Annotated in this window: 12 protein-coding genes and 1 pseudogene; 5 read left to right on the top strand and 8 right to left on the bottom strand. The window is 60.6% G+C overall.

Translation table 11 applies throughout. The annotated features are described in order from the left end of the window. Positions 1–142 precede the first annotated feature (142 nt). The 3 genes from HBO19_RS21450 (at position 143) to HBO19_RS21440 (ending at position 3,605) form a co-directional block, all read left to right on the top strand. Positions 143–1,879, top strand: coding sequence for an amidohydrolase (locus HBO19_RS21450; RefSeq protein WP_169956224.1), 1,737 nt, complete (start codon positions 143–145; stop codon positions 1,877–1,879). Next, positions 1,876–2,793: a GTP-binding protein gene (locus HBO19_RS21445; protein ID WP_170058270.1), complete on the top strand. Its 918-nt coding sequence runs from the start codon at positions 1,876–1,878 to the stop codon at positions 2,791–2,793. Before HBO19_RS21450 ends, HBO19_RS21445 begins: the two co-directional genes overlap by 4 nt. A 107-nt stretch (positions 2,794–2,900) precedes the next feature. After that, a complete protein-coding gene (locus HBO19_RS21440; protein ID WP_169956220.1) occupies positions 2,901–3,605 on the top strand; it encodes a hypothetical protein in 705 nt (234 codons plus the stop codon). 483 nt (positions 3,606–4,088) lie between these two features. Here HBO19_RS21440 and cyoE read toward each other — a convergent pair whose 3' ends face one another. From cyoE to cyoA, 5 genes are read right to left on the bottom strand one after another with little or no spacing between them, the layout of a single operon-like run. Beyond that, complete coding sequence (gene cyoE, locus HBO19_RS21435; RefSeq protein ID WP_029300217.1) at positions 4,089–4,976, bottom strand: heme o synthase; 888 nt, start codon at positions 4,974–4,976, stop codon at positions 4,089–4,091. Between the two features lie 11 nt (positions 4,977–4,987). Continuing rightward, positions 4,988–5,323 carry a cytochrome o ubiquinol oxidase subunit IV gene (gene cyoD / locus HBO19_RS21430; protein ID WP_029300215.1) on the bottom strand — a complete coding sequence of 112 codons (336 nt, stop codon included), beginning with the start codon at positions 5,321–5,323 and terminating at the stop codon, positions 4,988–4,990. Then, positions 5,323–5,949, bottom strand: coding sequence for a cytochrome o ubiquinol oxidase subunit III (cyoC, locus tag HBO19_RS21425; RefSeq protein ID WP_038446230.1), 627 nt, complete (start codon positions 5,947–5,949; stop codon positions 5,323–5,325). Before cyoC ends, cyoD begins: the two co-directional genes overlap by 1 nt. 3 nt (positions 5,950–5,952) lie before the next feature. After that, on the bottom strand, positions 5,953–7,971 hold the full coding sequence (gene cyoB, locus HBO19_RS21420; RefSeq protein ID WP_057444528.1) for a cytochrome o ubiquinol oxidase subunit I: 2,019 nt from the start codon (positions 7,969–7,971) through the stop codon (positions 5,953–5,955). A gap of 3 nt (positions 7,972–7,974) precedes the next feature. Further along, entirely contained in the window at positions 7,975–8,913 is a 939-nt protein-coding gene (cyoA, locus tag HBO19_RS21415; RefSeq protein ID WP_029300208.1) for a ubiquinol oxidase subunit II, read from the bottom strand. A gap of 27 nt (positions 8,914–8,940) precedes the next feature. Between cyoA and HBO19_RS28720 the strand changes: the two are divergent. Next, positions 8,941–9,155: pseudogene (locus HBO19_RS28720) on the top strand (hypothetical protein). A gap of 553 nt (positions 9,156–9,708) precedes the next feature. Here the strand turns inward: HBO19_RS28720 and HBO19_RS21410 are convergent. Together HBO19_RS21410 and hmpA are read right to left on the bottom strand one after the other, a co-directional pair. Continuing rightward, positions 9,709–10,215, bottom strand: coding sequence for a disulfide bond formation protein B (locus HBO19_RS21410; RefSeq protein WP_170042997.1), 507 nt, complete (start codon positions 10,213–10,215; stop codon positions 9,709–9,711). 240 nt (positions 10,216–10,455) lie between these two features. After that, complete coding sequence (gene hmpA, locus HBO19_RS21405) at positions 10,456–11,637, bottom strand: NO-inducible flavohemoprotein (protein WP_170058269.1); 1,182 nt, start codon at positions 11,635–11,637, stop codon at positions 10,456–10,458. A 156-nt stretch (positions 11,638–11,793) separates the two neighbouring features. Here hmpA and norR point away from each other — a divergent pair, with 156 nt between their 5' ends. Then, positions 11,794–13,335, top strand: coding sequence for a nitric oxide reductase transcriptional regulator NorR (gene norR / locus HBO19_RS21400; RefSeq protein WP_169954929.1), 1,542 nt, complete (start codon positions 11,794–11,796; stop codon positions 13,333–13,335). A 118-nt stretch (positions 13,336–13,453) separates the two neighbouring features. Here norR and HBO19_RS21395 read toward each other — a convergent pair whose 3' ends face one another. After that, a complete protein-coding gene (locus tag HBO19_RS21395) occupies positions 13,454–14,365 on the bottom strand; it encodes a DMT family transporter (RefSeq protein WP_170058268.1) in 912 nt (303 codons plus the stop codon). Positions 14,366–14,488 lie beyond the last annotated feature (123 nt).

The following is a 14,488-nucleotide window of genomic DNA, read 5'->3' as shown; positions in this document are numbered from 1 at the left end:
ATGTGGGAGCTGGCTTGCCTGCGATAGCATCGCCTCGGTGTATCAGTTAGACCGAAGCGATGCTATCGCAGGCAAGCCAGCTCCCACACAAGCCAGCTCTCACATTTGATCTTTGCTCGTCTTGAATATTGAGGTTTCCCCCGTGACCGCTTCCGACCAATTCACTTCCACCCACTCCGTTGTCGGCGAGCACGCTGACCTGGTGTTGCACCACGGCCGTTTCTACACCCTCGACCCGGCCCAGCCATGGGCCGACGCGGTGGCGATTCGCGGGGGACGTTTTATCGCAGTCGGCACACTCGCCGACCTGCAACACCTGATCGGCCCGCAGACCCGCCAGCATGACCTGCTGGGCGCATTCTGCATGCCCGGCCTGCACGACATGCACACCCATCCGGACCTCGCCCTGGCGCCACGCTACAGCGATGACCTGGACGTGGGCATCGAAGATCCCACCCCCGAACAACTGGCGGCGGCGATCCACGCCTACGCCGATGCCCACCCAGGCGATGGCTGGATCTACGGCCAGTACTGGGTGCGCTATACCTTCCGCGAAGCCGGCCTGACCCCAGGGCGCGAGTGGCTCGACAGCATCATGCCGGACCGCCCGGTGGCGCTGCTGGACCGTATGTGGGGGACCATGATGGTCAACTCCTGCGCCTTGAAACTGGCCGGCATCGACCGCCACACCGCCGACCCGCGCAACGGCTATATGGAGCGCGACGAACTCAGCGGCGAGCCCAACGGCCTGATGATCGACGGCGCCTACGCGCTGATCCACGCGGCCATGCCGCCGACCCCGGTGGCGGTGCTGCGCCGGGCCTATCGCGACGGCGTGCATTTCCAGAGCTCGCGTGGCGTTACCGCGACCAAGTATGTTCACGTCTGCGAGCGACGCCTGGACGCCCTCAAGGAGCTGGACGACGCGGGCGAATTGAGCCTGCGCGTGGAAGCCGCGATCAGTTGGCAGGACGACATCTTCCCGGTGCGCCGGCGTTGGGAATTGCTCGGCGGCGAGCGTCACTACTATCGTAGCGCGCGGCTGAACGCCAACGCGGTGAAGTTCCACTTCGACGGCACCGTGGAGCCCAAGTCTTCGTACCTGATGACCCCCTGGGCGGCCGACTCCACCTGGCGCGGCAAGCTCAACCTGACCCCGGAACATATCACCGACATGGTGGTGGACATGGACCGGCGCGGCCTGCGGGTGATCGCCCATTGCACCGGCGACGGCGCTTCCGATGTATTTCTCGATGCGGTAGCCGAGGCGCGGCGGGTCAACGGTGACAGCGGCATTCGTCACCAATGTGCCCACAGCACCCTGCTACATCCGGGCAACCTCAAGCGCTTCAAGGCGCTGAACGTGATCGCCGAGTTCTCCCCGGCGGCCTGGTACCCGACGCCGTTTGCCAGCGGCGCCCGCTCCGGTTACGGCGCCGAGCGCCTCAAGCGCATCTACGACTTCAAAGGCGTGCTGGCCGAAGGCGGCCTGGCGGTGATGGGCACCGACTGGCCGGTGGCCTCGATTGACCCGTGGTTGGCCCTGGAAACCATGGTCACCCGGCAAAACCCCTGGAACCAGGAACCGGACTGCTTCGGCGAGCCGATCACCCTGGAGCAGGCACTGCAAGTGGCGACCCTCAACGGCGCCCACGCCATGGGCCTGGAGCACTCCACCGGCAGCCTGGAGGTGGGCAAGTGCGCCGACCTGATCGTGATCGACCGCGACCTGTTCGCCCAGCCCGCGCGCAACTACATCCACCAGACCCAGGTGCTGCTGACCCTGGTCGATGGGCGGCCGGTGTACGACCGCCTCAACACTTTTGAAGGCACGGCGCTGCAAGCCGTGTGGCAAGGCCTGCCGCCGGTGATCGAATGAATAGCGAGCGTATTGCGGTCACGGTAGTCTCGGGCTTTCTCGGCGCAGGCAAGACCACCCTGCTCAACCGTATCGCCCAGCAGCCGCAACATGGGCGCATGGCGGTGATCGTCAATGACTTCGGCGAGCTGAATATCGATGCGGCGATCATCGCCGAAGTCACCGACGCCGTGTTCAGCCTGCAGAACGGCTGCATCTGCTGCACCGTGCAAGAGGACCTGCTGGCGCAACTGGTGAGCCTGAGCCAGATGCGCCCACGCCTGGATCGGATCGTGATCGAGTGCAGCGGCGTGTCCGACCCGCAACGCATTGTACAAACCCTGGGTTATCCACAACTCAAGGCGCACCTGTACCTGGATACGGTGATCACCCTGGTGGACGCCAGCGGCTACAGCACCCTGGAAGGTGAATTCGCGCGCTTGTCCAGGGCCCAGGTGGCGTGTGCCGACCTGGTGCTATTGAACAAGGCCGACCTGGTCAGCGCCGCCGAACTGCAGCGCCTGCGCGCCGAGATCGGGGCGCGTACGCGGGTGATCAGTACCGTCCAGGCGCAGATCCCCGACGCCCTGCTGCTGGGCGAACGCAACCCACGCAACGGCCTGACGCCGGTGCCGGCGCCGCACCACGAACTGTTCGAAAGCTGGACCTGGCAGGGCACCCAGGCCCTGCCGGCCAAAGCCCTGCGCGATTGGCTGGGGCAACTGCCCAAGGATTTGTTCCGCCTCAAAGGCCTGGTGCATTTACAGGGCAACGACCAACCCTTCTGGTTGCAACATGTGGGCAACCGCAGCCAGTTCACCCTGGCCGGCGGCGAGCATGCGCAGGATTCATCGCAACTGGTGTTCATCGCCCGACGTGGCAGCGAGCTGCGGGAGCGGCTGGAGACACAACTGCAAGAGATACAGGGCCTGTAGACGCGGATGACGATGAAGGCAGAGTGCCGCCTTGACCTTGCTACCCTGGCCCTTGAAAATGCCCGACGCTTTTTCGTCTCCCCGCTTACAGAAGTAGTGAAATTTCAATGTCCGATTCCCGTACTGAAGAATCCGTAGTCACCTTGCAATCCAAAGCTGAATACGAAAACGCCATCAATCTTTCACAGCATGTGCCAGCGGCCAAGAACATCAGTGAAATGGTGCTGGACGCGTTCCATACCTCCAAGGAAAGCGACCAGATCCGCGAATTGCGCATCGCCATCCGCCAGGCCCACGACGCCTTCGACGATGACCAGGCCTACGACCTGATGGGCCAGCTCAAACAGCTCAAGGACGCCGAAGCGGCCGACAACGCCGCCCTGGAAGACCTGAGCAGCAAGTTTTCGATCAGCCGCATCCTGTCCAGCTTCAAGGACGACCCCGAGTTCCAGGAACTGGTGTATGGCCTGGCGCTCAAGGTGCTGAACCAGACCCACCAGGCCATCAGCAACCCGAGCGCCGGCAAGGGCAAGGCCGCGCGGGCGAAGAAGGAATTGGAAGTGTTTGTGATCAGCAAGGACGGGATCAGCGTGACCCTGCCGCTGCGCACGCCGCGCTCCAAACTCAATGTTGACCGCGAGGCGCTGGAGTTCCTGGGGTTCAGCTTTGTGGGCGAAGGGGATGAAGCGGAGCTTGAGAGTGAGAGCTTTGTGGATAACTCCGGTGTCGAGCAGCCTTTGACGCGCAAGAGCATCGTCACCGCGCTGCAACAGCAGACTGCGTTTGACGGTTACAGCATCGCCCAGCAATAAGCCCTACCCCCTCTAAATGTGGGAGCGGGCTTGCTCGCGAATGCGCAGTGTCAGTCACTTATTTGTTGATTGATACACCGCTTTCGCGAGCAAGCCCGCTCCCACAGGTAAGCAGCTCCGCGCTCTGGTTTTGCTGTTGCTTTTGATCTCAGGCGCCCCGTTAAACCACGATGGCCGCAGGCAGGTATTGCGCAGTGGGCACCCCGGCAGGATGCCGGGGTAGCCGCGACACGGCCATGGATGGCCGATCGCGGCGGGCCCACGGAGCAATGCCTGACTGCGGGCATGCCGAGCCTAGGCGAGGCACCGAGTGGTGGGGCAAGAGCCCTTTGCTTACTTTGGGGCTTTTCCAAAGTGAGCCGCCGTCAGGGCGGAACCCTAGGCCGCCGTTACCGCAGAAATGGATATGTACTCATACCAAACCACCCCCACAAAAAAGCCCCGCGCTTCTCTCGAAGGCGGGGCTTTTCATTGCATCCCAACTCAGTGGGCGTAAGTCAGCAGCAACTCTTTCGGCACCTGGAAATCCAGGGACATCATCACGCTCAAGGCCGTGATGGTGAAGATCGAGAAGACGAACAACTTGCGCGCCCAGACAGTGTCATCCACCGCCTTGTAGCCGGTCCAGGCCATGTACAACCAGTACATGCCCATGGCCGCGGCGACGGCGAGGTAGCTCATGCCGGCGTAGCCACTGAAGGTCAACATCAAGGTCGCCACGAGGAAGGCCAGGATGTAGAGCAGGATGTGTTTCTTCGCCACCTGGATGCCGCGCTTGACCGGCAATACCGGAATCGAAGCCGCCAGGTAATCGTTGAAACGGAAGATCGCAATGGCGTAGGAGTGCGGCATCTGCCACAGGCTGAACATCACCAGCAGCACCAGCGCAGCCATGTCGAAGCTATTGGTCACAGCGACATAACCAATCACCGGCGGCATCGCCCCCGACAGGCTGCCCACCAGCGTGCCGTGAACCGACTTGCGCTTGAGGTACAGGCTGTAGAGGCCGACGTAGATGACAAAGCCGATCACGGCAAACAACGCCGCCAGCGGATTGGCCACCGTGTACAGCAATGCCACGCCGGCAACACCGAGGACGGTCGCGAAGATCAGTGCCAGTTTCAGGGAGATTAGGCCCTGGACCAGCACACGATTCTTGGTGCGCTCCATCTTGATATCGATGTCACGGTCGATGCAGTTGTTGAACACGCAACCGGATGCCACAACAAGGGAAGTGCCGATCATTGCCGCCAGGAAGATGGCCAGATCGACATGCCCCTTGGAGGCCAGGAAGAAACCGCCTGCCACAGAAAGCACGTTACCGAAAATGATCCCCGGTTTGGTGATTTGGATAAAGTGCTTGAGCGACATCGGGTCTTACCTCACTTCGCCATCATGTAGGTGTGGATGCTGAACATGATCCACAACGACAGGCCGACCAGCAGCAGGATCACAATGGCCGTGAACACAAACGCAATCACGTTGTTGCGCTGGGCCTGGGAGCGATCCAGGTGCAGGAAGTAATACAGGTGGACAACCACCTGGATCACCGCGAACAACAGCACGATGGCCAGTGTCGTGGCCTTCGGCAAGGTTGGGTACATCACCAGGCCGAACGGGATGATCGTCAGGATCACCGACAGGATGAAGCCGATAGCGTAAGACTTTACGCTGCCGTGGCTCGCATCATGGCTGTCATGGGAGTGTGCATTAGCCATTACAGAGTCCCCATCAAGTAGACAACGGTGAAGACGCAGATCCAGACCACGTCCAGGAAGTGCCAGAACAGGCTCAGGCAGCTCAGGCGGGTCTTGTTGGTCGACGTCAGGCCATGCTTGTTGACCTGGTACATCATGATCGCCATCCAGATCAGACCGGCGGTGACGTGCAGACCGTGGGTACCGACCAGGGTGAAGAACGCCGACAGGAAGCCGGAACGGCTAGGGCCGTAGCCTTCGGAGATCAGCAGGTGGAACTCGTTGATCTCCATGGCGATAAAGCCAAGGCCGAGCAGGAAGGTCAGGCCCAGCCACTTCAGCACGCCCGCCTTGTTGCCACGGAAGAACGCCAGCATGGCGAAGCCGTAGGTGATCGAACTGAACAGCAGCAAGGCGGTTTCGCCCAGTACGTAATTCAGTTCGAAGATGTCGTGGCCCGATGGGCCACCCGCTACGTTGTTTACCAGTACCGCGTATACCGCGAAGATCGATGCAAACAGGATGCAGTCGGTCATCAGGTAGAGCCAGAAACCGTATACGGTCATCTCGCCCGAGTCGTGGTGATGGTCATCGTGCCCATGGTCATCGACATGGGCGTGTCCAGCATTGGTCACTAAGTTCGACATGGTTTAAGCCTGTTCCAACGAGGTTTCAACACGGTTGGCCGGAATCTTCTTCTCGGCTACCAGGCGAGCGTGCTGCTCGGCTTCGATGCGCTCGATCACGTCGACCGGCACCATGTAGCCTTGATCATCACGAGCCGCGTGGATCACGAAATAGATCACGGTGCCAGCCAGGCTTGCGATGGCCAGCCACCAGATGTGCCAGATCATCGCGAAACCGAAGACCGTCAACAGCGCGCCCATCACCACGCCAGTGGCGGTGTTGTTCGGCATGTGGATCGGCTCGTAGCGCACAGGTCGCTGGTACGCAGTACCGTTTTCCTTGGCTTCGGTGAACGGATCGATGGTCTCGGCCTTAGGCAGCACGGCGAAGTTGTAGAACGGCGGTGGCGACGAGGTCGACCATTCCAGGGTGTGTGCATTCCATGGGTCGCCGGAGTCGCAGGCGTTTTGCTTGCGGTCACGGATACTCACGTACAGCTGGATCAACTGGCAGGCAATACCGACAGCGATCATCACCGCACCGAACATGGCGACGTACAGGTACGGCACCCACTCAGGGTTGGTAGTGGCGTTCAGACGACGGGTCATGCCCATGAAGCCCAGTGCGTAGAGCGGCATGAACGCGACGAAGAAGCCGGTGATCCAGAACCAGAATGCAGCCTTGCCCCAGCCTTCGTGCAGCTTGAAGCCGAACGCTTTCGGGAAGTAGAAGCTGAAGCCAGCGATGTAGCCGAATACCGCACCACCGATGATCACGTTGTGGAAGTGCGCGATCACGAACAGGCTGTTGTGCAGCACGAAGTCAGCACCCGGGATGGCCAGCAGTACGCCGGTCATGCCGCCGATGGCGAAGGTCACCATGAAGCCCAGGGTCCACAGAACCTGGCTGGTGAAGCGCAGGCGGCCGTGATAGATGGTGAACAGCCAGTTGAATAGCTTCACCCCCGTCGGGATCGAAATCAGCATCGTCGCCAGGCCGAAGAAGGCGTTGACGCTGGCCCCCGAACCCATGGTGAAGAAGTGGTGCAGCCAGACCATGAAGCCCAGTACGGAGATCGCGCCCGAGGCGTAGACCATCGAGTGGTGACCGAACAGGCGCTTGCCGGTAAAGGTCGAGATCACTTCGGAGAAGATACCGAACGCTGGCAGGATCAGGATGTACACCTCAGGGTGACCCCATGCCCAGAACAGGTTCACGTACATCATTGGATTGCCACCAAGTTCATTGGTGAAAATGTGGAAATCCATGTAACGGTCAAGCGTCAGCAGGGCCAGGGTAGCGGTCAGGATCGGGAACGAAGCCACGATCAGGACGTTGGCCCAGGTGCAGGTCCAGGTGAAGATCGGCATGTCCATCAGCTTCATGCCTGGGGTACGCATTTTCAGCACGGTGGCCAGGAAGTTGACCCCCGTCAGCGTCGTACCCAGCCCGGATAGCTGTAGCGCCCAGATGTAGTAATCCATCCCCACGCCCGGACTGTATTGCAGCCCCGACAACGGCGGATAGGCAACCCAACCGGTCTTGGCGAATTCGCCGACGCCCAGGGACAGGTTGATCAGCACGACGCCGGAAACCAGCAGCCAGAAGCTCAGGGAGTTGAGGAACGGGAACGCAACGTCACGCGCACCGATCTGCAGCGGCACTGCCAGGTTCATCAGGCCGGTGAAGAAAGGCATCGCCATGAAGATGATCATGATCACACCGTGGGCGGTGAAGATCTGGTCATAGTGTTCAGGCGGCAGGTAGCCAGGCGAACCCTCGGTGGCCATGGCCAACTGGGTACGCATCATGATGGCGTCGGCAAAACCACGCAGCAGCATGACCATGGCGACGATGATGTACATCACGCCGATTTTCTTGTGGTCGACCGACGTCAGCCACTCGGTCCACAGGTAGGTCCACTTCTTGAAGTAGGTGATTGCCGCAAACAGCGCCAGACCACCCAGCGCGATCATGGCGATGGTCACCATCACGATCGGCTCGTGGAATGGGACCGCTTCCCAACTTAATTTACCAAACATCGTTTACTCCTCTGCCCCGGCAGCTGAATGCGAATTTGCGTCCGTCCCTTCCACAGCAGCCACTTCTTTCTTCTCGTGCTTGACCGGCTTGCCTGGCTTCATCCCTTCATACTTATCGATGATTTTCTGAAACAGGTCCGGCGTGTACGAGGAGTACAGCTCTACAGGGTTGTTCTGGCTTGGCTTGGCAAGGGCTTCGTATTCAGCTTTTTCAAGCTGTTTTGGTGAGCTCTTGGCTTCTTGTACCCAGGCATTGAAGTCTTCCTGGGTGGTGGCGATTGCTTTGAATTTCATGCCGGTAAAGCCCGCGCCACTGTAGTTGGCGGAGATACCGTCGAGCTCGGCGTTCTGGTTGGCAATCAGGTGCAGCTTGGTCTGCATGCCCGCCATCGCGTAGATCTGGCCACCCAGGCCCGGGATGAAGAACGAGTTCATCACCGCATCCGAGGTCACTTTGAAGTTGATCGGGGTGTTGGCCGGGAACACGATCTTGTTGACGGTGGCGATCCCTTGCTCGGGATAGATGAACAGCCACTTCCAGTCCAGCGCGACCACTTCGATAGTGATTGGCGGCACGTCGGATTCCAGCGGACGGTAAGGGTCCAGCTCGTGGGTCGACTTATAGGTGATGTAACCCAGGGCGATGATGATAAGTACAGGTACCAGCCACACCGCGATTTCAATCTTGGTGGAGTGCGACCACTTCGGCGCGTAGGTGGCCTTGGTGTTGGACGCGCGGTATTTCCAGGCGAACGCGAAGGTCATCACGATCACCGGCACCACGACCAACAGCATCAGCAAAGTGGCCGTGATGATCAGGTTACGTTGCTCCACGCCGACCTGACCCACAGGGTCGAGCAGCGTCCAGTTGCAGCCTCCCAGCAATAACATGCCGAAAAGCGGCACTATGCCTAGTAATCGGGTGTACCTGTTTTTACTCATCTCACGACCTCTAAAGCAGCTTGCGCAATGCAGTTGGGTTTTGATCGCCAACACTTCACCCTGCCAAGGGTTGGCATTTCTCTTCGATTGAATAAGGGCCTGCCCGGCGCTTCATGCGCTGATCGACACGTCCAGGTCTGGCGGTGAATTCTTATTCGATTTCGTTGGTCAAAGGCCTTGTTACAGACCAATTCCATTTGGTGCGGATAGTTGAAAGGCTGCCGGCACCTGGGGTCGCATGAAGCAATGTTTTCGCCTCTCGACCGCCCTATTTGCTCAGGGTTGAGCAGCACCGGACACTCAGTGCGGGCGATTGTAGTTAGCTAGCGATGTATAAACCATGACTTATAAAGAAATAATTTTTATCGATTCCAGCAATAATCCTGCGCCATTGTTGCAAAGGTTCGGGATCCTATCGCGTTTGATTCTCAACAAAAACCACAAAAAATGCTGTGTTATTGCCTAATGTGTCGCACCTCAAGGCCCCTTTCAGGGTCGCCAAACCCCAGGCAAGCCCGCTAAAAGCAAGGCATTCGCCGATCACCGGAAGTTCTCGAGAGCACGCCGTGCGCGGGGTCGGCCGGGGTGGAAAGTGACAGGCAGCAGCCCCCGACCAATGGTCGATTAAGCGCCCTGGCGCGGGGTGGGAAACGTCCTGCGACGCCCTCAGTGTGACAACGTGTCGCACGTTGCGCGCCGCCAATCTTGTCCGGCGTCACGGTCCTTTCACAAAATCCCCGCACACAAAAACGCCCCGGCCTGCATCAGCAGGACCGGGGCGTTTTGTAGGACGATTTAAGCGCTGTGCTTGCGATTGCGGTAAATGCCCAGGGGCACCAGGATCACCGTCAACACGAACGCCACCAGCGCCCACTGCGCCAGGGACAAGCCCAGCACCGGCGGGTATGGCGTGCTGCAGAAACCATCGACCTGGAAGCCCAGGGGGAAGATCTTCGCCAGGGGCAGGTCATCGACAATCGGCTGCAGCACATCGACGCCGCAACTGATGGCCGGGTAGAACTGGGTGTACACATGATGCCCGGCGGCAGCGACACCGCCGAGGGCGCTGAGCACGACCAGCACTTCAAAGACCGTGACACTGCGTTGGGTACGCATGGCCGCGCCGATAAAGGCAAAGAGCGCAATCAGCAGCAAGGCATAGCGCTGCAGGATGCACAGCGGGCATGGCGCTTCGCCCAGCACTATCTGCATATAGAGTGCGCCACCGATCAGCGCCAGGCAGATGATCCCCAGCAACACCAGGAAGCGCCGCTCCCGCCCCAACCGCATTTCGTCAATCATCCCCGTTTCCCTTTGCCTAATGATGGGTGTGCCAATGGCCGCAAGTTTACACACAGGAGGTGAAAATTTAGCAGTAGGCGTCGGCATCTTAGGCGCAGGCGGGTTAACGACACATTAATGTGGTGGTCTTTCGGGCCTCTTCGCGAGCAAGCCCGCTCCCACATTTGAATGTATTCACAGATCAAATGTGGGAGCGGGCTTGCTCGCGAAGAGGCCAATACGGTGCTGAAGAGCGGCCGCTTATTCCAGCGCCGCCGCCGGCCCGAAGAACTCATACCGGCTCTGCTTCTCAGGCACACCCAAAGCCTTGAGGTGACGCTTGATCGCACTCATGAAGCCCTTAGGCCCCAGGAAGTAGGCATCCACATCACGCTCCTCAGGTAACCACGCCGCCAGTTGCTCCTGGGTCAGCATGCCGAGCTTGTCCGCCGCCGGGCTGATGCCGTCGTCTTCGGCATAGCAGTAAAAGCGCTGCAATTGCGGATGACGTGCAGCCAGGGCATCGACCCAATCACGAAACGCATGCACGCCGCCATTACGCGCGCAGTGGATAAAGTGCACCGGGCGCTCGGTGGCCAGCGCCGCTTCCAGCATCGGCAGGGTGGGAGTGATGCCCACCCCGCCGCTGATCAGCACCAGGGGCTTGTCGCTGGGCACCAGGGTGAATTCCCCCGATGGCGGGAACAGGTCGATGGTCGCGCCCACATGCATCTGGTCATGCAGGTAGTTGGACACGCGCCCGCCCGCTTCGCGCTTGACACTGATGCGGTACAGGCCCGCGTCGGTGCGCGCCGACAATGAATAGTTGCGGCGCACTTCTTCGCCATCGAGGACCAGCTTCAGGCCGATGTACTGGCCAGGCTCGGCAGCGAGGATCGGGCCGTTGTCCACCGGGGCAAAGTACAGGGAGATGATTTCACTGCTCTCCTCCACACGCTTGACCAGCAAAAACGGGCGCGCCCCACGCCAGCCGCCAACGGCCTGGGCTTTTTCGTCGTAGATCGCGCTTTCTGCGCCGATCAGGATGTCGGCCAACTGACCATAGGCCGCGCCCCACGCGCTCATCACTTCTGGGGTCGCGATTTCGTCACCCAGCACCTCGGAAATCGCCCGCAGCAGGCAATTGCCGACAATCGGGTAGTGCTCCGGGAGGATTTGCAGGGCCACGTGCTTGTTGATGATCTTGGCCACCAGGTCGCCCAACTGGTCCAACTGGTCGATATGCCGCGCGTACATCAACACGCCGTTGGCCAGGGCACGGGGCTGGTCGCCGCTGGCCTGGTGGGCCTGGTTGAACAGCGGGCGCACTTCGGGGTATTCGGACAGCATCATGCGGTAGAAGTGGGTGATCAGGGCTTCGCCACCGCTTTCCAGCAGCGGCACAGTGGACTTGACGATGGCACGGTCTTGAACGCTAAGCATGGGGAGACTCCTGAGCCTTTGGGGCTTCTGAATGATTACCCTGTAGCACTCAGTATTCGTGCCAACTAATAAACCTATATTTATCAGTGAGTTAATTTATAAGTAGTCAATATGACGTCCTACACTTTATAGTCATTAGGACTACAAGGAGTCATTATGACTGCACACTCCCTGCTCACCACCCTGCTGCCACTGGTGGCTGACCTGTCCCGCGAACTGCCGGAAGGCGAGCGCTACCGACGCCTGCTGCAAGCCATGCGCACCCTGCTGCCCTGCGACGCCGCCGCGCTGTTGCGCCTGGACGGCGAATGGCTGGTGCCGCTGGCCGTGGACGGCCTGAGCCCGGACACCCTGGGCCGACGCTTCAAGATCAGCGAACACCCGCGCTTTGCGGTGCTGCTGAGCAGCCCCGGCCCGACCCGTTTCGACAGCGACAGCGAACTGCCCGACCCCTACGACGGCCTGGTCGATGGCCTGCACGGGCACCTGGAAGTCCACGACTGCATGGGCTGCCCGCTGTTTGTCGACGATCATCCCTGGGGCCTGCTGACCCTGGATGCCCTCGACACCGAACGCTTCGAGCGCGTCGAACTGGACGCCTTGCAGGCCTTCGCCAGCCTCGCCGCCGCCACGGTCAATGTGGCCGAACGCATGGAACACCTGGCCCTGCGTGCCGAGGACGAACACCAGCGCGCGGAAATCTATCGCCAGGCCAGCGGCCAGCAGCACAAGGAAATGATCGGCCAGAGCAAGACCCACAAACGCCTGGTGGAAGAAATCAAACTGGTGGGCGGCAGCGACCTGACCGTGTTGATCACCGGCGAGACCGGGGTTGGCAAGGAGCTGGTGGCCCAGGCCATCCACGCGGCCTCGCCCCGCGCCGAGAAACCGTTGATCAGCCTCAATTGCGCCGCCCTCCCCGAAACCCTGGTGGAAAGCGAGCTGTTCGGCCATGTGCGCGGTGCGTTTACCGGCGCGCTGAATGAGCGTCGGGGCAAGTTTGAATTAGCCAATGGCGGCACCCTGTTCCTCGATGAAGTGGGTGAGTTGTCGCTGACGGTCCAGGCCAAGCTGCTGCGGGTCCTGCAAAGCGGGCAGTTGCAGCGGCTCGGTTCGGATAAGGAGCACCAAGTGGACGTGCGCCTGATCGCCGCCACCAACCGCGATCTCGCCGAAGAAGTACGCAACGGCCGCTACCGCGCCGACTTCTATCACCGCTTGAGCGTGTACCCCCTGCAAGTGCCGGCCCTGCGTGAACGCGGGCGCGATGTGTTGCTGCTGGCAGGCTTTTTCCTTGAACAGAACCGCTCGCGCATGGGCCTGGGCAGCCTGCGCCTGACCAGCGATGCCCAGGCGGCGTTATTGGCCTATGGCTGGCCCGGGAATGTACGCGAGCTGGAACACTTGATTGGCCGCAGCGCGCTGAAGGCCCTGGGCAATTGCCGCGAGCGGCCGAAGATCCTCAGCCTCAGTGCCAAGGACCTCGACCTACCCAATGAATCTGCGCCATTGATCGAAGCGCCCGTGGAACTCGCACCGGTGACCGGCGATCTGCGCCAGGCGACCGCGCACTACCAGAGGCAAGTGATCGGCGCTTGCCTGGAGCGCCACCAGCACAACTGGGCCAGCGCCGCCCGCGAACTGGGCCTGGACCGCGCCAACCTGGGGCGCATGGCCAAGCGCCTGGGCCTGAAGTAACGCGGATCACCCTGTAGGAGCTGGCTTGCCTGCGATAGCGGTGGGTCAGTCAGCATAGACATTGCTGATTCACCGCTATCGCAGGCAAGCCAGCTCCCACATTAGATCTTCTTACACATTAGGTTTGCTTCGGCTGAAAAAGTGGGCTCACAGGTGCAACCGCCCTGGGCTTACGAAACACCAACACATTCCCCAGCATCACCAGCACCAACCCGGCCAGCGCCGGGGCGGTCCATTGGTAGCCTTCGACCAGCGCCGAGACGTTCAGCGCCACCACCGGGAACAATACGGTGCAATACGCCGCCCGCTCCGGGCCCATGCGGCCGACCAGGGTCAGGTAGGCGGTAAAGCCAATCACCGAACCGGGGATCACCAGGTACAGCAACGAGCCGATGTAGCGGGTGTTCCACTCCATCTCAAATGGAATGCCCTGCACTACGCAGTACAGCGCCAGCATCGAGGCGCCATAGGCCATGCCCCAGGCGTTGGTGGTCAACGGCTTGAGCCCGGCTTTCTGTTGCAGGCTCGACAGCATGTTGCCCGCCGAAAAACACAGGGTCCCCAACAGCGCCAGGCCCAGGCCCAACAGTGTCTCGGGGCTGGCGGTGTGCCCGGCCAGTTCGGGCCAGAACAAAAACCCCAGGCCCAGCAAACCAAGGCCACCGCCCAGCAATACATTGCGCGCGATTTTCTGGCCGAAGAACACCCGGGCATTCAGCGCATTCCACAACGTCGCGGTAGAGAACACCACGGCCACCAGGCCGCTGGGGATCCACTGACTGGCCGTGAGGAAGCACATGAAGTTCACGCAAAACAGGCACAAGCCCTGGGCCAGGCAGATCAGGTGCCCACGGCGGTTCATCACCTGCAGTTTGCGGCTGAGCAGCAGCAACACAAACAGCACCAGCGCCGCCAGGCCGAAGCGATAGACGATCGAGACCGGAATCTGCACCACGCCCAACTGCCACTTGAGGGCGATCCAGGTCGTACCCCAGATCAGCACGGTCAGTAAATACAAAGATAGGTTCATGGCGCACTCCGGTGGTTGAGCCACAGTTTCACCCCGCCTTGCTGCCAGGCACTTGCAGATTCTTGCGCTTTTGTCGGGCCGAGGGATCACAGCGCCGGCCGCCGGGAGTAGGATGCAAGGCGT

It is taken from the genome of Pseudomonas sp. WS 5021 (assembly GCF_012985535.1).
In the GTDB taxonomy this organism is placed as follows: domain Bacteria; phylum Pseudomonadota; class Gammaproteobacteria; order Pseudomonadales; family Pseudomonadaceae; genus Aquipseudomonas.
This window is presented reverse-complemented; position numbering and strand designations above follow the sequence as displayed.